This window comes from Pseudomonas sp. GM25 (assembly GCF_000282255.1).
Taxonomy (GTDB): domain Bacteria; phylum Pseudomonadota; class Gammaproteobacteria; order Pseudomonadales; family Pseudomonadaceae; genus Aquipseudomonas; species Aquipseudomonas aphyarum.
Map to the genome: position 1 here is coordinate 19,446 of NZ_AKJQ01000064.1, position 18,989 is coordinate 38,434.

18 protein-coding genes are annotated in these 18,989 nt (G+C 60.9%); 14 read left to right on the forward strand and 4 right to left on the reverse strand.

The features are described from left to right. Positions 1-2: 2 nt before the first annotated feature. The gene (tssK, locus tag PMI24_RS24655; RefSeq protein WP_007958857.1) at positions 3-1,334 is read right to left on the reverse strand and encodes a type VI secretion system baseplate subunit TssK; all 1,332 of its coding nucleotides are present in this window, start codon (positions 1,332-1,334) and stop codon (positions 3-5) included. 46 nt (positions 1,335-1,380) lie between these two features. Next, positions 1,381-1,827 carry a hypothetical protein gene (locus PMI24_RS24660; RefSeq protein WP_007958860.1) on the reverse strand — a complete coding sequence of 149 codons (447 nt, stop codon included), beginning with the start codon at positions 1,825-1,827 and terminating at the stop codon, positions 1,381-1,383. Positions 1,828-2,055: 228 nt separating this feature from the next. On the opposite strand from PMI24_RS24660, the gene tssB reads away from it, so the two are divergent. The 12 genes from tssB (at position 2,056) to PMI24_RS24715 (ending at position 15,315) form a co-directional block, all read left to right on the forward strand. Next, the gene (tssB, locus tag PMI24_RS24665) at positions 2,056-2,598 is read left to right on the forward strand and encodes a type VI secretion system contractile sheath small subunit (protein WP_007958861.1); all 543 of its coding nucleotides are present in this window, start codon (positions 2,056-2,058) and stop codon (positions 2,596-2,598) included. Between the two features lie 29 nt (positions 2,599-2,627). After that, on the forward strand, positions 2,628-4,112 hold the full coding sequence (gene tssC, locus PMI24_RS24670) for a type VI secretion system contractile sheath large subunit (protein WP_007958864.1): 1,485 nt from the start codon (positions 2,628-2,630) through the stop codon (positions 4,110-4,112). A 76-nt stretch (positions 4,113-4,188) separates the two neighbouring features. Beyond that, positions 4,189-4,686 (forward strand): Hcp family type VI secretion system effector, encoded by a 498-nt coding sequence (locus PMI24_RS24675; protein ID WP_007958866.1) that lies wholly within the window; start codon positions 4,189-4,191, stop codon positions 4,684-4,686. A 15-nt stretch (positions 4,687-4,701) separates the two neighbouring features. Beyond that, the gene (gene tssE, locus PMI24_RS24680; protein ID WP_007958868.1) at positions 4,702-5,145 is read left to right on the forward strand and encodes a type VI secretion system baseplate subunit TssE; all 444 of its coding nucleotides are present in this window, start codon (positions 4,702-4,704) and stop codon (positions 5,143-5,145) included. Continuing rightward, complete coding sequence (tssF, locus tag PMI24_RS24685; RefSeq protein ID WP_007958870.1) at positions 5,129-6,922, forward strand: type VI secretion system baseplate subunit TssF; 1,794 nt, start codon at positions 5,129-5,131, stop codon at positions 6,920-6,922. The genes tssE and tssF overlap by 17 nt, the downstream gene beginning before the upstream one ends. Further along, complete coding sequence (gene tssG, locus PMI24_RS24690; RefSeq protein ID WP_007958872.1) at positions 6,886-7,911, forward strand: type VI secretion system baseplate subunit TssG; 1,026 nt, start codon at positions 6,886-6,888, stop codon at positions 7,909-7,911. The genes tssF and tssG overlap by 37 nt, the downstream gene beginning before the upstream one ends. Position 7,912: 1 nt before the next feature. Further along, a complete protein-coding gene (gene tssH / locus PMI24_RS24695) occupies positions 7,913-10,453 on the forward strand; it encodes a type VI secretion system ATPase TssH (protein WP_007958874.1) in 2,541 nt (846 codons plus the stop codon). 46 nt (positions 10,454-10,499) lie between these two features. Next, positions 10,500-11,546 carry a hypothetical protein gene (locus tag PMI24_RS24700; protein ID WP_007958876.1) on the forward strand — a complete coding sequence of 349 codons (1,047 nt, stop codon included), beginning with the start codon at positions 10,500-10,502 and terminating at the stop codon, positions 11,544-11,546. Between the two features lie 180 nt (positions 11,547-11,726). Then, the gene (locus PMI24_RS29040; protein ID WP_007958878.1) at positions 11,727-12,353 is read left to right on the forward strand and encodes a DNA/RNA non-specific endonuclease; all 627 of its coding nucleotides are present in this window, start codon (positions 11,727-11,729) and stop codon (positions 12,351-12,353) included. 7 nt (positions 12,354-12,360) lie between these two features. Next, positions 12,361-12,735, forward strand: coding sequence for a hypothetical protein (locus PMI24_RS24705; RefSeq protein ID WP_007958880.1), 375 nt, complete (start codon positions 12,361-12,363; stop codon positions 12,733-12,735). Positions 12,736-12,750: 15 nt separating this feature from the next. Next, the gene (gene tssI, locus PMI24_RS24710; protein WP_007958882.1) at positions 12,751-14,760 is read left to right on the forward strand and encodes a type VI secretion system Vgr family protein; all 2,010 of its coding nucleotides are present in this window, start codon (positions 12,751-12,753) and stop codon (positions 14,758-14,760) included. A 12-nt stretch (positions 14,761-14,772) separates the two neighbouring features. Next, a complete protein-coding gene (locus PMI24_RS24715; RefSeq protein ID WP_007958884.1) occupies positions 14,773-15,315 on the forward strand; it encodes a toxin-antitoxin system YwqK family antitoxin in 543 nt (180 codons plus the stop codon). A gap of 1 nt (position 15,316) precedes the next feature. On the opposite strand, the gene PMI24_RS24720 is transcribed toward PMI24_RS24715, so the two are convergent. Next, positions 15,317-15,712 (reverse strand): DUF4280 domain-containing protein, encoded by a 396-nt coding sequence (locus tag PMI24_RS24720; RefSeq protein ID WP_007958887.1) that lies wholly within the window; start codon positions 15,710-15,712, stop codon positions 15,317-15,319. 190 nt (positions 15,713-15,902) lie between these two features. Between PMI24_RS24720 and PMI24_RS24725 the strand changes: the two genes are divergently transcribed. Continuing rightward, positions 15,903-16,970: a phosphotransferase family protein gene (locus PMI24_RS24725; protein ID WP_007958889.1), complete on the forward strand. Its 1,068-nt coding sequence runs from the start codon at positions 15,903-15,905 to the stop codon at positions 16,968-16,970. A gap of 38 nt (positions 16,971-17,008) precedes the next feature. Beyond that, complete coding sequence (locus PMI24_RS24730) at positions 17,009-17,776, forward strand: SDR family oxidoreductase (protein ID WP_007958891.1); 768 nt, start codon at positions 17,009-17,011, stop codon at positions 17,774-17,776. 45 nt (positions 17,777-17,821) lie between these two features. On the opposite strand, the gene PMI24_RS24735 is transcribed toward PMI24_RS24730, so the two are convergent. Then, positions 17,822-18,418 carry a trimeric intracellular cation channel family protein gene (locus tag PMI24_RS24735; RefSeq protein ID WP_238553885.1) on the reverse strand — a complete coding sequence of 199 codons (597 nt, stop codon included), beginning with the start codon at positions 18,416-18,418 and terminating at the stop codon, positions 17,822-17,824. Positions 18,419-18,989 lie beyond the last annotated feature (571 nt).

Below are 18,989 nucleotides of genomic sequence, written 5' to 3' on the forward strand. Positions count from 1 at the left end.
GATCAGGCACGTTCACTGTTCTGGGCGACAAACAACACCACTTGCCACGGACTGCTGGTCAACTTGGTGGCCGGCGCGGCGATCATCAGCGGCAGTTGCGCGTCGAACCAGCTGCCTTCAGCGGTCACCACGAACAGCCGGGTGTCGTCGCCGACGCTATAAGCCACCTGCTCGCTGCGGCTCATGGCCTGATGCGTCAGACCGCTCATGCGCTGGCGGCTGAGCAACGCGATGTGCGGCGCCGAGGCGATGATCGCGCCTCGCAGCCATTCGCCGGCAGCCTGCTCGCTGGCCCCGTTGGGCATGCGCAGGCCGATGACCAGACGCTGGCTCGGTTGCTCGTCCGGCAACTGAATCGAAAAACTCTGCTCGCCGCGCTCGAACGCGATGCTGCGGTAACCGGCGCGGATCAGTTCCAGGGTGTTTTCCAGCCAGTCGAGCAGCAGTTCGTAACCGCGCTGCAATTCGAGAAAATCCAATGGCGCAAAAGCCGGCACACCCGCCAGCGGATCCAGCGCCGACCACGCTCCAGCGAGCCCCAGCAGTTGCACATAAATGCTTTGCGGATGAGCGACACGACTGATCAGCGCCCCTTCCACTTCCGGCAGCCGCGCCCATAACGCCGTCATCTGCCGACGGATTTCCAGCGCGTCATCCTGATTGCCGGCCTGCTGCGCCTGACGCAATCGCCCGCCGAGAAACAGGCACTTCTCCCGCGCCCGCGCACAGAGCCCGGCTACCCGTCGACCCAATGGCGATTCCGGCAATAACACCGGTGTCGGCGGCGTGTACGGCAACGGCAGGAAACCGCCACCTTCCTTGCGGATTTTCAACAGCGGCAGGCAGATTGAATCGGCTTTGTTCAGTTGCGTGCACAGGCGTGGATTGGGGCGCCACACCGTGATCGATTCAGGAAACTCACCGCTGGTGAGATCCGGTAACGCCTCGCCGACCACCGATTGCAGACGCCCCTTGAGCGGCAACAACTGACCGGCGCGCCAGAGCGGACTGATCGCCAGATAGACCGTCACCGTCGCATCGTCCGTGGCGTCGATCGCGGCAGCGACGTCCAGCTCCAGCGTCGGGTCGACACCGACTTGCAGATTGACCGGCAGACCGTCCGGCATCGTCCCTTGCAACGACAGCACCCGCACCACCCCGGCGCTCATCGCCGACGGGTCGAACTCCATGTGGCTGACGCCAAAAAACCACGGATTGCACGCCTGAGCCAGATGCGCGCCGAGCGCCTCGGCCCGCAGGCCCTGTAACTGAAAATGCTGTGGCAGCAATTGCATTCCTTCATGCCAGCAGACCGCGTCAGGTAGCAGACTCATACGACTCCCTTCGACTGCACCGCGAACCGGCGGCGGACGGTGTGTTTCAGTTTTCCTTGCTGACCAGGCTCATCTCGCGACTGTCGAACTTGAGCCATGCGTCGCTCTGATCGTCCAGCCGCAGGCGGTGCGCTCCGGGAGTGTTATAGCTGGCGAAGACCAAAAGTCCAGCCGCCCGCTTGCCCCCCAAAGGGAACGGCTGGCGGTCGATGAATTGCCCCGGCACCAACTCCAGCCCCCATACGCTCATCAGCTGACGATAGTCGCGCTGATACTGCTCGCGCTCGGCAAACCACTGGCGGGCACTGATGCCCGACAGTTGCTTGAGCAGATCCGGATCGTTGACCGCGATGAAATCCACGGCGATCGGGGTGTCGTCATTGGCCTTGGGCGCGACGTCGAGGGTCAGGCTGTCGAGATCGACTTTCTGCCCGAAAAACGAACAGCCGGCGAGCAGCGCAAACCCGATCGTTAGAAAAAGTCGTGCAGACAAAATGAATTTTCCTTTTCGCCAGTCAGTCCAAAAAAGTTTTTCGCTTGCATTTTTATAGACCTGTTCTAGCGTCTTGGGTAGTTCGGTTCCTACAGCCGAATGAGGAAGGTTTGTCAAAGGAACGACAGGTCATCTGCCACCCTTTCTAACCTGTGGTCCAGCAAGGGAAAGCGATGAACGGGCCTCCCCGATGCATTGCGCCCGCTCATCGCATCGGAGTCCGCCGACATGGCAGAAAGTACCCAGCACAAGCTCGACCGGGTTCGCCCGCCCCGAGTGCAAATCACCTATGACGTCGAAATCGGCAACGCCATCGAGAAAAAGGAATTGCCGCTGGTGGTCGGCATCCTCGCCGACCTCTCGGGCAAGCCGCTCGAACCATTGGCAAAACTGACCGAACGCCGTTTCACCGAAATAGACCGTGACAACTTCAACGACGTCCTCGCCTCCATCGCTCCCCGCGCCACGTTGCAAGTCAACAACACCCTCAGCGGCGACGACAGCAAGCTCAACATCGAACTCAACTTCAAGCACATCGACGACTTCGATCCGGTCAAGGTGGTGGAGCAAGTCACCCCGCTGCGGCGTCTGTTCGAAGCCCGCCAGCGCCTGCGCGACCTGCTGACCAAACTCGACGGCAATGACGATCTGGACAAGCTGCTGCGCGACGTCATCGCCAACACCGAAGGCCTGCAAGAGATCAAGTCGGCCCGCCCGGACACCGCTGTCCCGGCCGCTGATGCCGAAGCTCCGGCCGAACCGCAAGCCTGATCGTCCACCTGACCGAGGAAGAATTCGCCATGCCCGCCGCCGCCCAGAATCAAGCCAGCGAAAATGCTGCTGCCGAGACTTTATCCCTGCTCGATCGAATCATCGCCGAGGGCCGCATGGCCCATGACGACAGTCAGCAGGATTACGCCCGCGACATGCTCGCGGAATTCGCCACCCAGGTGCTCGACGAAGGCATGGCCATCGACAAGGACACCGTGGCGATGATCAACGACCGCATCAGCCAGATCGACGAGCTGATCAGCGCCCAGCTCAACGAAGTGCTGCACCACCCGGACCTGCAAAAACTCGAAGCGTCCTGGCGTGGCCTGCACATGCTGGTGCAGAACACCGAAACCAGCACCCGGCTGAAACTGCGCCTGCTCAACGTGACCCAGAAAGAGCTGCAGAACGATCTGGAAAAAGCCGTCGAATTCGACCAGAGCGCGCTGTTCAAAAAGATCTACGAAGAGGAATACGGCACCTTCGGTGGCCATCCGTTCAGCCTGCTGGTAGGTGACTACACCTTCGGCCGGCACCCGCAGGACATCGGCCTGCTGGAGAAACTGTCGAACGTCGCCGCGGCCGCCCACGCCCCCTTCATCGCTGCTGCCAGCCCACGGCTGTTCGACATGAACAGCTTCACCGAACTGGCCGTGCCGCGTGACTTGTCGAAAGTGTTCGAGAGCCAGGAGCTGATCAAGTGGCGCTCGTTCCGTGAAAGCGAAGATTCGCGTTACGTCTCCCTGGTACTGCCGCACTTCCTGCTGCGCCTGCCATATGGTCCGGACACGTCGCCGGTGGAAGGCATCAACTACGTCGAAGACACCAACGGCACCGACCACAGCAAATACCTGTGGGGCAACGCCGCGTGGGCGCTGTCGCAACGCATCACCGAAGCCTTTGCCAAGTACGGCTGGTGCGCGGCGATCCGTGGCGCTGAAGGCGGCGGCGCGGTTGAAGGCCTGCCGGCGCACACCTTCCGCACCAGCTCCGGCGACCTGTCGCTCAAATGCCCGACCGAAGTGGCGATCACCGACCGCCGCGAAAAAGAGCTCAACGACCTCGGTTTCATCGCCCTGTGCCACAAGAAGAACAGCGACGTCGCGGTTTTCTTCGGCGGCCAGACCACCAACAAATCCAAGGTCTACAACACCAACGAGGCCAACGCCAACGCACGGATCTCGGCGATGTTGCCGTACGTGCTCGCAGCCTCGCGTTTCGCCCATTACCTGAAGGTGATCATGCGCGACAAGGTCGGCAGCTTCATGACCCGCGACAACGTGCAGACCTACCTCAACAACTGGATCGCCGACTACGTACTGATCAACGACAACGCGCCGCAGGAAATCAAGGCGCAGTACCCGTTGCGTGAAGCGCGGGTAGACGTCACCGAAGTCGCCGGCAAGCCCGGTGCCTATCGCGCGACGGTGTTCCTGCGGCCGCACTTCCAGCTCGAAGAGCTGACCGCGTCGATCCGCCTGGTTGCCACGCTGCCGCCACCGGTAGCCGCCTGACCTGCCTGCGCCCGCCGGATTTCCTGCGGGCGCTTCCCTGTTTGCCTGGCACGACACCTTTCAGGAGTTTCAAGCGATGGATGCAATCATTCTCGACCTCGGCGGCGACATCAAAGGCGACAGCCTGCTCGAGGGTTACGCGGACAAGATCGAAGTCATGTCCTACAGCCACAACGTGGCGATGCAAGTCACCAACGACGTCAGCAACTCGGAGCGTACCTCCGGCAAGCCCCACGTCGGCGAGTTCACCCTGACCAAATTCGTCGACACCTCGACACCGTCGCTCAACGAGTACTGCTGCGCCGGCAAGCCGATCCCGGAAGCCAAGATCACCATCGGCCGCAACGCCGCCGAAGGCAGCGGGCAACTGCTGCCCTTCATCATTTACACCCTGACCAACGTGGTGATTTCCAACGTCAGCGTCAGTGGCGGTACCGGCGGCAAACCGGTGGAAACCCTGTCCCTGAACTTCACCAAGATCAAATGGGAACTCACCGCGCAGAAAGACGACGGCACCAAGGAAGGCACGGCTGCCTCGACCTGGGACATGGCCGCCAACAAGCTCGTCAGCTAACCCGGCGGCGCGGCCATGGCAGGCACCGGCTTACTTCCACCGCTGTTCGAACGCCTCGCCTCGAGCGAGGGCGACGGCGCGCGGGAGTTCGATCGGCAGGATCTGCTCGACTCGGTGCACACCGAGCTCGGGCGCCTATTCAACACCCGCCGTGGCCCGCGCACCCTGACCTCCCCGCCCAGTGTCATCGACTACGGCATCGCGGACTGGAGCGCCCTGCAACAACAGCGCAGCGATGACCGTCGCCGTCTGGCGCGGGACATTCGCGAAGCCATCACCCATTTCGAACCGCGCCTGCTGCTCGGCGAAGTTCAGGTCAATCCCCTGCCCGAACACCCGCAGCGCCTGAGCATTCGCCTGCTCGGCGAGTTGCGCAGCGGCACGCAGCACTGGCCGGTGGCGTTTGTCATCGAGCCCGGCAACGAAGGGCTGGAGGTGCGCCATGAGCGACTCGATTGACCCGCAACTGCTCGACTATTACCAACGCGAACTGACCTGGCTGCGACATGCCGGCGGACAGTTTGCCGAGCGCTATCCCAAAGTCGCGCGACGTCTCGAGTTGTCTCCCGGCGAATGCCCGGACCCGCACGTCGAACGATTGCTGGAAGGTTTCGCCCTGCTCGCCGCACGCCTGCAACGACGGCTGGATGACGACTACGCCGAATTCAGCGACGCATTGCTCGAACAGCTTTATCCCCTGGCCATGCGCCCGTTGCCTTCGTGCGCGATCGTCCAGTTCGAGCCGGACCCGAGCAAAGGCAACCTCGACGGCGGCTATCCGCTGCCCCGGGACACGCCGTTGTTCGTCACCACCAGCAAGGGCGAAAGCATCCACTTTCGCACCAGTGCAGCCGTGCGGTTGTGGCCGGTAGAAATCAGCGAAGCCTTGTTGCTGGGTAGCGATGAAGCCCAGGCGCTGACCGGTGTGGCGCAGTCCCGCTCGGCGTTGCGCCTGAGTCTGCGCTGCCTCGGCGACAGTCAGTGGTCGGAGCTTGGCATCGAACAATTGCGCATTCACCTGGCCGCGTCACCGGTGGTCAACGCCAGCCTCTATGACCTGCTCGGCGCCCACGCGGTGCAGGTGTTGGCCGGCTCGCCGGGGAGCATTCCCGCCCGCGTGAAAGGCCTGCCGAAGATCGTCGGTTTCGCCGACGACGAAGTGCTGCTGCCGGACGAAGACGGCGTGCATCCGGGCATGCGTCTGCTGGCCGAGTACTTCGCGTTCCCGGACAAATTCCACTTCTTTGATCTGCCCCTGTCCGGTGTTTCGAGTGACAGCCAGACGCTGTATCTGTACATCGTTTTTGATCGTGCTCCGGCCGGCCGATTGCACTTGCAGGCCAGCGATATCGCCCTCGGCTGCGCGCCGGTGATCAACCTGTTCCCGCGCACTTCGGAGCCGCTGCGCCCGGACGGCACCCGCAGCGAGTATCGACTGGTCGCCGACAGCCACCGGGAAAACAGCGTTGAAATCCACAGCATCCGCAGCGTGCGCGCCAGCTCCGCCAGCGGTGTGCAGCGGCTGCCGGCGTATTTCGGCAGCCAGCACAGCAGCGGTGACCGGCAACGTTACTGGCATGCGCGACGGGTCAACGGACAGACGCCGAACCGGCTCGGCAGCGATCTGCTGATCAGTGTCGTCGACACCCGTTTCGAACCGCAGACCGACCTGCCCGATTACAGCCTGACCGCCGAACTGTTGTGCACCAATCGGCATCTGGCCCAGAGCCTGCCCGCCGGTACGCCGCTGGGTTTCGAACGGCCGGGGCCGGTGGCGTGGGCACGCCTGCGCAATCCGCCGAGCCCGCAAAGCCTGCCGCGTCTGGACGGCGATTCGCGCTGGCGACTGGTCTCGCAACTGACCCTCAATCATCTGTCGCTGGTCGAAGGGCCGCAGGCGCTGGATGCGCTGAAGGAAATCCTGACCCTGCACAACCTGCGCGAAGAGGCCAGCGCCCTGCGTCAGATCGAAGGTCTGCTGAGCCTCGATTGTGAACGAGTGATCGGCCATGTCGGCGCCGACGCCTGGCGTGGTTGGCGCAATGGGCTTGAAGTGCAATTGCAGCTCGATCCACAGCATTTCGTCGGCAGCAGCGCGGTGTTGTTTTCAGCGGTACTCGCGCAGTTCTTTTCGGTGTACGCCACGGCCAATCGCTTCGTGCGCACGGTACTCATGCAGGCAGACAAGGAGGTCAAGGCATGGCAACCCCAAGCCGGCATGCCCCTGTCGCTCTGACCCTGAGCCAGCGCCTGCGCCGTGATCCGCAGGCGTTCGAATGGTTGCAGGCGTTGCTGTTGCTGGAGCGCGAACAGCCGCAGGCCGACGCCCTTGGTTCGGGTACATCGCCACAGGCCGAAGCGCTGAAGTTGCGCGGGCCGCTGACGCCATTGTTCGCCGCCAGCCAGATCGAAAGCCTGGAGGAAAACCCCGGTGAACCGCTGACCCTGAACTCGCCGATGTTCGGCCTCGGCGGCCCCGACGGCCCGTTGCCTTACGCCTATCAGGAATGGCTGCAACAACGGGCACGGGCCAAGGATCATGCGCCCGCCGAGTTCCTCGACCTGTTCCAGCATCGGCTGTTGAGCCTGCTGTACAAGGTGATGCGCAAACACCGGATCGCCCTCGGTTTCATTACGCCCGGCGCCTCTCCGGTGCAGGCGCAACTGCGGGCGCTGACCGGTTTGCTGCCAAAATCCTTGCAGGAACGCCAGGCAATTCCCGACTGCGCCGTTCTGGCCTGCACGGCGTTGTACGCCGATGGCCGCCGGTCATTGGCGGGGTTCGCGGCGATTGTCCGTGAGCAGTTTTCCGTGGCAGTGGAACTGAGCGCTTATGAAGGGGCGTGGCGTGAAATCCCACGCGCCAGCCGCAGCGTCATGAAGGCCGGCGGACGCAATCTGCAACTGGGCCGCAGCGCTGTCGCCGGGACTCGGGTCTGGGATGAACATGCCGGGATTCGCCTGACGCTGGGGCCGCTGCCATCGACGCAGGCCGCGCGCTTTTTGCCTGACGGTGAGGCGCATCCGGCACTGGCGAGCCTCGCTGCGCTGTATTTCGGCCCGGATCTGGACGTGAAACTGGTGCTGCTGGTGCGCGGTGCCGGGCCACTGCAACTCGGCCGACAAACCCCGGCCCTGTTGAGCTGGAACGGTGGCCTGCAACGTCAGACCAGCCTGGCCGTGCAACGGATCGAAACCCGCCTGCGTCAGCTGGAGATCACCTGATATGGAACTGGCCAGCCTGATCGGACGCCTCAACCCGGACAACCGCCGCGCCCTCGAACGCGCTGCCCAGCGGTGCTTGCAGCGCGGGCATCACTTTGTCGAGATCGAGCATTTGTTGCTGGAACTGCTGGATATCGAGGGCGGCGATTTTGCCTTTCTGTTGCCGCGTTTTGGATTGGAACGGGATGCGCTGACGGCGGAGATCAACAAGGCGCTGGACCTGTTCAAGGCTGGCAGCACGCGCACGCCTGCGCTGTCTTCGCACACGCTCGGATTGCTGGAAGACGCGGTGGTGCAGGCCAGTGTGCTGGGGATCGACAGCATTCGTTCCGGGCTGCTTTTATTGGCGTTGATCGACCGTGACGAGCGCCGCAGCCTGCTGCTCAACAGTGCATCGTCATTGCTGCGAATTCCGAAAGAAGCGCTGCGAGCAAACCTGCTGGAGTGGACGGAAAACTCCCGCGAGCATGTCGGCCCGCGTTCCGTGTCTTCGGGGAGTCCAACGCCACGGCAAGACTCGGTGCTCGATCAATACACCCAGGACCTGACCGCCGATGCTCACGCTGGGCGCATCGACCCGATCGTCGGTCGCGATGGCGAAATTCGCCAGTGCATCGACATTCTTCTGAGACGCCGGCAGAACAACCCGATTCTGGTCGGTGCGCCGGGCGTAGGCAAAACCGCCGTGGTCGAAGGCCTGGCGCTGCGCATCGCCGCCGGGGATGTGCCGCCGTCGTTGCAGGAAGTCAGTTTGCGGGTGCTCGACCTTGGTTTGCTGCAGGCCGGGGCCGGGGTCAAAGGTGAATTCGAACAGCGACTCAAAGGGGTGATCGACGCGGTTCGCAGTGCCGACAAGCCGATCATCCTGTTCATCGACGAGGCCCACACCTTGATCGGCGCTGGCGGTGCCGAGGGCGGCAGCGATGCCGCCAACCTGCTGAAACCTGCACTGGCCCGAGGCGAGTTGCGCACGTTGGCCGCGACGACCTGGATGGAATACAAAAAATATTTCGAGAAAGACCCGGCCCTCGCCCGCCGTTTTCAACTGGTGCAGGTGGAAGAGCCGGACGAAATCACCGCCGTGGAAATGCTCCGGGGCGTCGCCGCCAAACTCGAACAGCACCACGGCGTGCAGGTGCTGGATGCCGCGATCCACGAAGCGGTGAAGCTCTCGCATCGCTACATTTCCGGCCGCCAGTTGCCGGACAAGGCCATCAGTGTTCTCGACACCGCCTGCGCCCGGGTCGCCCTCGGTCAGCACGATGTGCCGCCACCGCTCGAGAGCCTGCGCCACCGTCAGCAAAGCCTCAAAGAAGAAGTCGAACGCCTGCGCCGGGAACAGGCCACGGGGCTTGATCACCGCGAGCGCATCACCCTGCTGGAAAGCGAATCGAAGACCAACGTCCAGGCCATCCGCGAACTGGAAACCCGCTGGGGCGAAGAGCGCGTGGCGGTGCGCGAACTGCTCGACACCCGCCGCGAGTTACTGGCGTTGAGCGAAAGCGCCGACAGCGACAAGCCCGACGAAGCCATCGACAGCCGCATCGATCATCTGGCCGCCGAACTGCTGCGTCTGGAAGCCGGGCTCGATGCGATCCGCCAGGACGATCCGCTGGTGCCCGAGCAGGTCGACGGCAAAACCGTCGCCGCCGTGATCGCCGGCTGGACCGGCATCCCCGTCGGCAAAATGCTCGCCGACGAAGCCCACGCCGTGCGCACGCTCGGCACACGCATGGGCCAGCGCGTGATGGGTCAGAGCACCGCGCTTAACACCATTGCCCAGCGCTTGCAGGCCTACCGCGCCGGGCTCACCGATCCGCAAAAACCGGTCGGCGTGTTCCTGCTGGTCGGCCCCACGGGCGTTGGCAAAACCGAAACCGCGTATGCGCTGGCGGACGCGCTATACGGCGGCGAACGCAATCTGATCAGCATCAATCTCTCGGAGTATCAGGAAGCCCACACCGTCAGCCAGCTCAAAGGCGCACCGCCCGGTTACGTCGGTTACGGCAGCGGCGGCGTACTGACCGAAGCCGTGCGGCGCAAACCGTATTCAGTGGTGTTGCTGGATGAAATCGAGAAGGCGCATCCGGATGTACTGGAAGCGTTTTACAACGTGTTCGACAAGGGCTTGATGGAAGACGGGACCGGGTTGGTGGTCGACTTCAAGAACACCGTGATGCTGGCCACCAGTAATGTCGGCGCCGAGTTGCTGCTCGATACACCGACTGCACAACTCGGCTCGGAAGCGTTCAACGAAGCGCTGCACAAAGCCCTGCTGCAAGCCTTCCGCCCGGCGTTTCTGGCGCGCATGACGGTGGTTGCGTATCGGCCGCTGGATGAGCAGACGCTGGAAGGGATTGTGTTGGCGAAGCTGGAGAAATTGCGCGGCCGTTACAAGGCTGCGACGGGCAAGCAGTTCGAGTTCGATTCGGGAATTGTGAAAGCGGTGCTCGCCAAATGCAGTGCGGCGGGTGCGCGGGATGTCGAGAATGTGTTGATGACGCAGGTGACAGGGAAATTGGCGGAGTGGGTGTTGGAGTAAGTGACGTACTGTCATTGAAAGCTAAAAAAATACAGGAGTTAATGGAATGCCGTTACCCAGCGCGCCTCAACAGAGACCTGTTATCAACGTTTTGTCACCGCACAATCCCAACCATCTCTGCATCCTCAGTGTTGTGCTGGGTGTCATCGGGCAGCATGTCACCACCAAGAGCCCGGAAGAGGTACAGGCCTACACTCACCCTGGTGAAAGTACCATCTATGTGGCAGCGAACAAAAATGGCGAGTCATTGATTGCCGCCTGTGAGGTGCTTCTAACCGCCATACACCCCGGTGGTAGTAATGCACTCATGGAAGCGGCCAGAATTCTCCATGTGTTGTTCTCGGAAACGGACCGAGTGATCAATCAGAACATCCCGGAATACGAGTTGCAGGAAAGCTGGCTGAAGAGCAATCAGGTTGGTAATAAAAATGGCAATTGGGCGACAGACGAAAACTCCAAACTGGTCAGATGGAAGTTTCTCGATCGCGCGCCGATCATTCCTGACACCAAACTTTACGTTACCAACATGCCCAGCAAGACCGCGAAGGAAAAGGCAAAGGTCGCCGAAAAAATTCTTGAATTGACCTACAACCCCCGCCTCAACACCAAACAACTCAATAACCTCTTGAATTTGGTCAAGGCATTCAAAGAGCAGAAACCATTGCCACGTACGGTGGTGCTGAGCCCGATAACAAAAATAACCAACACTCCTCCAACACCGCATGCCCTGCAATATGTAGAGAATGATGGCTACCATGCGGAAATTTCGCTGATGCGAGCTTTGATTATCGGCAGTGAATTCAAACCCGTTATCAAGGGAAATCTTGGCGGTAAAAAAGCCGCATGCGCAAAGTGCAGTGCCTGGTTCAGCAAGGTTAAAACGCTGTCGGCGAACCAGATTGATCCTTCTTTTCCAAACGAAGCTGAATTCGGTAATTTGCGGCCACAACGACAATCACCTACCAATTGGGCGGCGCCAAAGTTCTCCCCCCACGTTTTTTCCTCGACTGACTTCACTGTTTTCAAAACGGTGTATGAAGGCGCCGGCAAGGTCACGACAAGCGCAGAAGAAGAACTCATGGAATTCACTTGAGACTGGTCAGCCCATCACAACAGAGTCGCCAACGTCTACGTTCAGTAACGGAAGGTGAGGCATGTGGATTTAAGGGGACAGATTTATTTATGCGAAACAAATAAATCCGTCCCCTTCAGGAGAGCAGCAAGCCTATTGGTAAATTTTCAAGATTGCAGGCCTTTAATGGGACTAACGCCAATGCCATTGAATCCGGAATACAAATCCACCACTGTCAACGTAAACGGTAGCAACGTCACGGTTCCTCTTTATGCAAAGGCAACTTTGACATCGACCAACATGACCGGCGGCTCGGGCCCGGATCAGTCCTTGCGACCACCGGGATTCGTGTCCGGTACTTGCCCGGAACATCATCAACGAGGGCATCTGATTGGCAACAAGCTGGGCGGCAGCGGAACCGATCTTCGGAATCTGGTAACACTGACCGAAGGTAGCAACCATCCAATCATGTATGAGTACGAAGCCATGGTTTACGAGTACGTGAAGAAGAATCCCGGGATCGAGTTTGTGTATCAAGTCACCGCACAGTACGACACCTCGCGCTACTTGGTTGCGCAAGTTGCACCCGGTGGTTCGACATCCGGGGCTGCCAACAATCCTTACTGCCCGCTTCCCTGCCCGGAATCTTTACGAATCGACTTTTTCTACGCAGAAGCACCTGGAAAGTTGAATTACCCATTGATATATCGGGTTTTGACGGAGCATGGTGAAGGCTGGAACACTGGACCGCTCTATATTCTCAACGGCGTGTACAAGTTTCACGAAGGTAGCCCGAAACATGTCGCCCAAGGCTGCTGGGCATCGTGAGGTGACTATGAGCTTCGATATTTTCCCGACACTCGAACACGAGATAAGGCTGAGCCCTCCTGAGCGCGCGGTCACACTGATCGCTGCCTGCAATACCAATGAAATCGGCCGATTCAATGTTCGTGAAACCGTCTATCAAACACTCATTGGCTCCAGACCCGAACAACGGAAAACTCAGTCCTGGATATTTACCTCCAGTGTGATCCGCGCACAGACGGACAGCCGCGATCGGGTCATGGTGTTTGTCAGCGTCAAGAAAAAATATTTGAAAAAAGTATCTGACTCACTCAATGGATGGAGCTGCCCCCACGGGACGCCAATGCAGGTCATCAAAGTTCAACATGGCATCGCATCCTCACAACTTGTTTTTGCGAATTCTTGATCGGAGGCAATGCGGATGCCCCGCTCCACCGACAGCAACACTACGCTCTCCCTCACCGCCACCTCGCTGTCGGCGCTTTACCCTGAGTCGCTCTCCGGTGAGGAAGCCCTGAACACCCTCGGCGTTCAAACCCTCAACGGATTGAATGACGGGACCTCGCTCACCCTCACCAGCGCCATCGCCACCCACGTCACCACCACCCTGCACAACGACGCGCAACTGCGCCCCTTCGACGCACTGGTCGCCGAAATCCGCCAGCTCCCCGCCGACGCCACCGCCGAGCGCTATCAGCTGGTTCTAAGACCATGGCTATGGTGGCTGACCCTGGCCAGCAACAACCGGGTATTCCAGAACCTCGCCACCTCCGACATCGTCACCACAATCTTCAAAGCTCACGGTTTCACCGATTTCAAACTCTCACTGACCGGCAGTTACACCTCACGCGAATACTGCGTGCAGTACGGCGAAACCGACTTCGCCTTCGTCTCGCGGCTGCTGGAAGAAGAAGGCATCTTCTGGTACTTCGCCCACGAAGACGGCAAGCACACGCTCGTGCTGGGCGACAGCAACGACGCTTTCGTACAGATCCCCAACGGGCCGACGGTCAAGTATCTGGGCCAGCAATTGGGTGAGCGCGAGCTGCACGGCATTCGCTCAGGCCAGGTATGCCTGCAAGCGGTGGCTGGCGTATACAAGGCGACGGATTACGAATTCACCACGCCGACCACTTCGCTCTTCGGGCAGGCAGAGGCCGTCGCCGGGCCGCGTTCTATCTATGAGCATCCCGGCGGTTACAACGCCAAGGCTCGGGGCGATGCGTTGACCAAGCAGCGGGTCGACGGTTTGCGCACCGAAGAGAAACGCTTCGTTGGCGAGAGCGATTGTCGCTGGCTGATTCCTGGGCACTGGTTCACCCTCGATGGCCACGACGATGCAAGCCTGAACATCGATTGGGTCGTCACGCGGGTGACCCATGACGCCAGTCATGAAAGCTATCGCAACCGCTTCGAAGCGATCCCCAAGGCCACGCCGTTTCGCCCGCTACGCCTCACGCCCAAACCGCGCATGCATCCACAAACTGCCATCGTCGTCGGCAAGTCCGGCGAGGAAATCTGGACCGACGAATACGGCCGGATCAAGTTGCAGTTCCCGTGGGATCGCGACGGTAAAAACGACGAAACCAGTTCCTGCTGGGTCCGCGTGGTGCTGCCGTGGAGCGGCAAGGGTTTCGGCATGCAGTTCGTGCCGCGTATCGGTCAGGAAGTCATCGTGACCTTCATCGACGGCGATCCGGACCGGCCGCTGGTGACCGGTTGCGTCTACAACGGTGACAACGCCCTGCCCTACGCCTTGCCGGCGAACCAGACCCAATCCGGGATCAAGACCCAGTCATCCAAGGGCGGCGGCGGTTTCAACGAGCTGCGTTTCGAGGACAAGAAGGATGCCGAAGAGGTGTTCCTGCAAGCGCAGAAAGATCTGAAGATCAACGTGCTCAACGACACCACTGCCACGGTCGGCCACGACGAAACCCTCACAGTGCAGAACGCTCGCACCCGCACGGTCAAGGACGGCGATGAAACCGTCACGCTGGAGAAAGGCAAACGCAGCGTCACGATCCAGACCGGCAGCGACAGCCTCGATGTGAAGGACAGTCGCACCGTGAAGGTCGGCGCCGACCAGAACCACAGCACCGGCGGCAATTACACCGACAAGGTCACCGGCGACTACAGCCTGACGGTGGATGGCAACCTGACGATCAAGGTCAGCGGCACCCTCACCCTGCAAAGTGGCGGCAGTTTCACGATCAAGAGCGGCGCGGATCTGGCCACGTCCGCCAGCACCTCGATCACCCAGAAGGCCGGCACCGCCATGACCAATCAGGCCGGCACTTCGCTGGACAACAAGGCCGGAACCACTCTGACCAACGACGCCGGCATCAGCCTGACCAACAAGGGCGCGGCCTCACAGACCGTGGACGGCGGCGGCATGCTGACCATCAAGGGCGGGTTGGTGCAGGTCAACTGACAAGGAGAAGCCATGGCGATCACACCGCTGGATCTGCAGCAGGATGACAAGCAACTCAAGGGGCGTTTGCAGGACGGTCAACTCGATGGCCCGTTGAACATCAAAGATGACGGGCGCAAACAAGCCGATCTGAATTACAGCCAGGGCGAATTGCAGGGCACGTCCCTGCTCTATCACCCCAACGGCAAGGTGTCGGCGCAGATGCCGTTCGTGCGTGACAAGCTGCAGGGCATCGCCAGTTTCTATGCGCCCGAGGGCTGGTTGCAGCGCAAGGCCACCTACCGGCGCGGGCTGTTGCATGGCGAGGCGTTCAATTACTTTCCCGACGGGCAAGTGGCGGAGGCCGAGTTCTATCGCGATGGCGTGCGTGAGGGGCGATATCAGCGCTTTCATCCCAACGGCAAACCGGCGGTGGATGCGCGTTATCTGAATGGGCAGTTGATGGAACCCGAACAAGGGTTCGCCGAGGACGGACGACCGCTGGATGCCGATGGCAAACCGATTTCCCGGGTGCGCTGGTGGTTTCGCAAATGGACAGATCCGGCGCAGGCCTGACTCAGGGAATCAACATCTGCATCTGCCCCGGCATCACGATCTTGATCACCCCCGCCCAGTTGCACATCAACGTGCTGTTGGCATCGATCGCCGGCATTCCGCCCAGCAGCAGGGTCGGTGCGCCGCCGGGGATCCACGGCGTGGCGGTCGCCGGAATGCACGGCATCGGCGTCAACACGCCCAATGCCGCAGCCGTGGCAGCCGCGACCATCGGGTTGGCCATGCTCATGCACATGCCGAACGTGGTGACGTTGACCAGCGGAATATGATCCATGATGTTCGCCGCCGGCATCCCGCCGGTCAGCGTGCGGTTGACCGGCAGCACGTTGAGCACCGCCGGTGCGGCGCCGAAACTGCATTGCAGGGTGGCGCTGGCACAGACTTGCGGGCAGCCCATTTCAAAGCTCCTTCGTGAACAAGGCATACGCGCTAAACCTTAGTCGCCAGCGGCCCGCCGCGCACATTCCCAAAGGTGATTATCGTCCAACACGCTAACCTATAAGACCGAACCGCGCTTGTGACGACCCGAGCGCGCCATTAGATTAGCCAATGATGTCTGGCCTCCAAAATAAGCAGAAGGGATAAGCATGGCGCTTACTGACCAGTCCACCCGTATCCGCTCTGGCGAAGAACTCGATGCCAGCCTGATCGATCCGTACCTCAAGGCGCACATTCCGGGCCTGACCGGCACGCCGCAGATCAGCCAGTTTCCCGGCGGCGCGTCGAACCTGACCTACCTGCTGGAATACCCGGACCAGGAATTTGTCCTGCGCCGTCCACCGTTCGGCCACAAGGCCAAGTCCGCCCACGACATGGGCCGCGAATTCCGCATCCTCAACCAGTTGCGCGACGGCTTCCCGTATTGCCCGAAAGCCTACGTGCACTGCACCGACGATTCGGTGATCGGCGCCGAGTTCTATGTGATGGAACGGGTCAAGGGCATTATCCTGCGCTCGGACCTGCCGCCGGAACTGGGCCTGGATTCGGCCAAAACCGAAGCCCTGTGCAAGAGTTTCATCGACCGTTTCGTCGAACTGCACCGGGTCGATTACAACGCCTGCGGCCTCGGCGATCTGGGCAAGCCCGAAGGCTACGTCGCCCGCCAGATCAAGGGCTGGAGCGAACGCTACGAAAAAGCCCTGACCCCGGACGCACCACACTGGGAACAGGTCAAAGCCTGGCTCAACGACAAGATGCCGGCCGACCACCCGACCTCCAGCATCGTGCACAACGACTACCGCTTCGACAACGTCATCCTCGACCCGAACAACCCGATGCAGATCATCGGCGTGCTCGACTGGGAACTGACCACCCTCGGCGATCCGCTGATGGACCTGGGCAACACCCTCGCCTACTGGATCCAGGCCGACGACCCGGCACCGGTGCAACTGATGCGCCGCCAGCCAAGCCACGCCCCGGGCATGCTGACCCGCCGCGAATTCGTCGACTACTACGCCGAGCGCTCGGGCATCCAGATCGACAATTTCGACTTCTACTACACCTACGGCCTGTTCCGCCTGGCCGGCATCGTGCAGCAGATCTACTACCGCTTCTTCCATGGCCAGACCCAGGACAAACGCTTCGCGCAGTTCATTCACATGAACAAACTGCTGGAGCAGATGAGCCTGCAGGTCATTGCCAAATCCAGCCTCTGATGACGGCGTTATAACAAGGCTTACTACAAGGGAATCCCATGTCCAAGACTCAGTTGTTCGACCTCGACGGCAAGATCGCTTTCGTCTCCGGCGCCAGCCGCGGCATCGGTGAAGCCATCGCCAAACTGCTGGCCCAGCAAGGCGCCCATGTCATCGTTTCGAGCCGCAAACTCGAAGGCTGCCAACACGTGGCCGACGCCATCATCGCCGCCGGCGGCAAGGCCACCGCCGTCGCCTGCCACATCGGCGAAATGGAACAGATCAGCCAGGTCTTCGCCGGGATCAAGGAACAGTTCGGGCGCCTGGACATCCTGGTCAACAACGCCGCGACCAACCCGCAGTTCTGCAACGTGCTGGACACCGACCTCGGCGCCTTCCAGAAAACCGTCGACGTGAACATCCGCGGCTACTTCTTCATGTCGGTGGAAGCCGGCAAGCTGATGCGCGAAAAAGGTGGCGGCAGCATCATCAACGTGGCGTCGATCAACGGCATTTCGCCGGGGATCTTCCAGGGCATCTACTCGGTGACCAAGGCCGCCGTGATCAACATGACCAAAGTCTTCGCCAAGGAATGCGCGCAATTCGGCATCCGCTGCAACGCCCTGCTGCCGGGCCTGACCGACACCAAATTCGCCTCGGCCCTGGTGAAAAACGACGCGATCCTGAAACAGGCCCTGACGCAGATCCCGCTCAAACGCGTAGCCGACCCAAGCGAAATGGCCGGCGCCGTGCTGTACCTGGCAAGCGACGCTTCGAGCTACACCACTGGCGTATCGCTGAACGTGGACGGCGGTTTCCTGTCCTGATCCGCTTCTGACGCAAAACAAAAGGCAGCCCACGGGCTGCCTTTTTCATGCCTCCAGCACCTTCGGCAACTGCCAGCCGAAATGCACCGACAACAACCGCAACAACAGACACGCCGCCCCCGCCAGCAACGCAGCCGCCACCGGCGGCACACCCAGCCTGCGCCCGACGATCAACACCGCCGCCCCGACAAACGCCGAACTGGCATACAAATCCGCCTGCAACACCACCGGCACCCGCGCCAGCACAATGTCACGCAACACCCCGCCACCGACCCCGGTAATTGTGCCCATCAGCATGGACACAAACGGCGAGATCCCGAAATTCAACGCCTTCTGCGCCCCAGCCACGGCAAACAACGCCAACCCCGCCGCATCCAACACGATCAGCGTCGAACCGGACCAACCCAGCACCCGCTCATGAAAAACAAACGCCACCCCGCCCATGGCAAACGCCAGCGCTGGATAGCGCCAGTCCGCCACAGCCTTGGGCGGCGTCGCACCGATCAACAGATCACGCGTCACCCCGCCACCGAGCGCGACGATGAACGCAATCACCATCACCCCGAGCAGATCGAGCTGACTGCGCATCGCCGCAATCGCGCCTTCAACCGCAAACACCACCGTGCCGACCAGATCGGCCACCAGCACAATCCACTCGACCCGAGCCTTCACAGGCGCACGGCTTATTGAGTGACGCAACGGGTCTTGGTGATGTGTCGAGTCACTTGCCCGTCGGCGTAGGCATCACCGGCGACCTCGGTATTTTCCATGACCTGACAAGTCCGCTCAGGTGGCGGAGGCGGCGCGGCCGGCGGAGGGGGTGGAGGACTGGCGCAACCACTGAGCAGCACCAGACCGAAAGCCGACAACAACGAAAAACACACGCGTTTCCCAGGATTGTTCATAGGATGACCCGCGATGAATGGAAGAAAACTCCCGTCGCCGAGCAGGACAACGCCCGGTTATGGAAACCGAACCACTCATTCCTTATAGACCAGTGGACTGCAAGTGCCAGTGAAACGGCTCGAACTGGCAGGATTTGCTGTCGATTTTCGGGATGAGTCGACTGATCCATCGCCACCGCCGACAAGTCATCACCTACAGGTGAATGTCAGATTGGGACGCAGAGCGTCCCGGGCTGCATTCCCACGCGGAGCGTGGGAACGATCAAAGCAAAAGCAGTCCGCTCTTCGCTTCTCACCACTCAACACGA

What these genes read in the sequence shown, in the direction of transcription:
- tssK (WP_007958857.1), bottom strand. Translation starts at nt 1,334, where the DNA reads ATGAGTCTGCTACCTGACGCGGTCTGCTGGCATGAAGGAATGCAATTG.
- tssB (WP_007958861.1), top strand. Translation starts at nt 2,056, where the DNA reads ATGGCAGAAAGTACCCAGCACAAGCTCGACCGGGTTCGCCCGCCCCGA.
- tssC (WP_007958864.1), top strand. Translation starts at nt 2,628, where the DNA reads ATGCCCGCCGCCGCCCAGAATCAAGCCAGCGAAAATGCTGCTGCCGAG.
- PMI24_RS24675 (WP_007958866.1), top strand. Translation starts at nt 4,189, where the DNA reads ATGGATGCAATCATTCTCGACCTCGGCGGCGACATCAAAGGCGACAGC.
- tssE (WP_007958868.1), top strand. Translation starts at nt 4,702, where the DNA reads ATGGCAGGCACCGGCTTACTTCCACCGCTGTTCGAACGCCTCGCCTCG.
- tssF (WP_007958870.1), top strand. Translation starts at nt 5,129, where the DNA reads ATGAGCGACTCGATTGACCCGCAACTGCTCGACTATTACCAACGCGAA.
- tssG (WP_007958872.1), top strand. Translation starts at nt 6,886, where the DNA reads ATGGCAACCCCAAGCCGGCATGCCCCTGTCGCTCTGACCCTGAGCCAG.
- tssH (WP_007958874.1), top strand. Translation starts at nt 7,913, where the DNA reads ATGGAACTGGCCAGCCTGATCGGACGCCTCAACCCGGACAACCGCCGC.
- PMI24_RS24700 (WP_007958876.1), top strand. Translation starts at nt 10,500, where the DNA reads ATGCCGTTACCCAGCGCGCCTCAACAGAGACCTGTTATCAACGTTTTG.
- PMI24_RS29040 (WP_007958878.1), top strand. Translation starts at nt 11,727, where the DNA reads ATGCCATTGAATCCGGAATACAAATCCACCACTGTCAACGTAAACGGT.
- PMI24_RS24705 (WP_007958880.1), top strand. Translation starts at nt 12,361, where the DNA reads ATGAGCTTCGATATTTTCCCGACACTCGAACACGAGATAAGGCTGAGC.
- tssI (WP_007958882.1), top strand. Translation starts at nt 12,751, where the DNA reads ATGCCCCGCTCCACCGACAGCAACACTACGCTCTCCCTCACCGCCACC.
- PMI24_RS24715 (WP_007958884.1), top strand. Translation starts at nt 14,773, where the DNA reads ATGGCGATCACACCGCTGGATCTGCAGCAGGATGACAAGCAACTCAAG.
- PMI24_RS24720 (WP_007958887.1), bottom strand. Translation starts at nt 15,712, where the DNA reads ATGGGCTGCCCGCAAGTCTGTGCCAGCGCCACCCTGCAATGCAGTTTC.
- PMI24_RS24725 (WP_007958889.1), top strand. Translation starts at nt 15,903, where the DNA reads ATGGCGCTTACTGACCAGTCCACCCGTATCCGCTCTGGCGAAGAACTC.
- PMI24_RS24730 (WP_007958891.1), top strand. Translation starts at nt 17,009, where the DNA reads ATGTCCAAGACTCAGTTGTTCGACCTCGACGGCAAGATCGCTTTCGTC.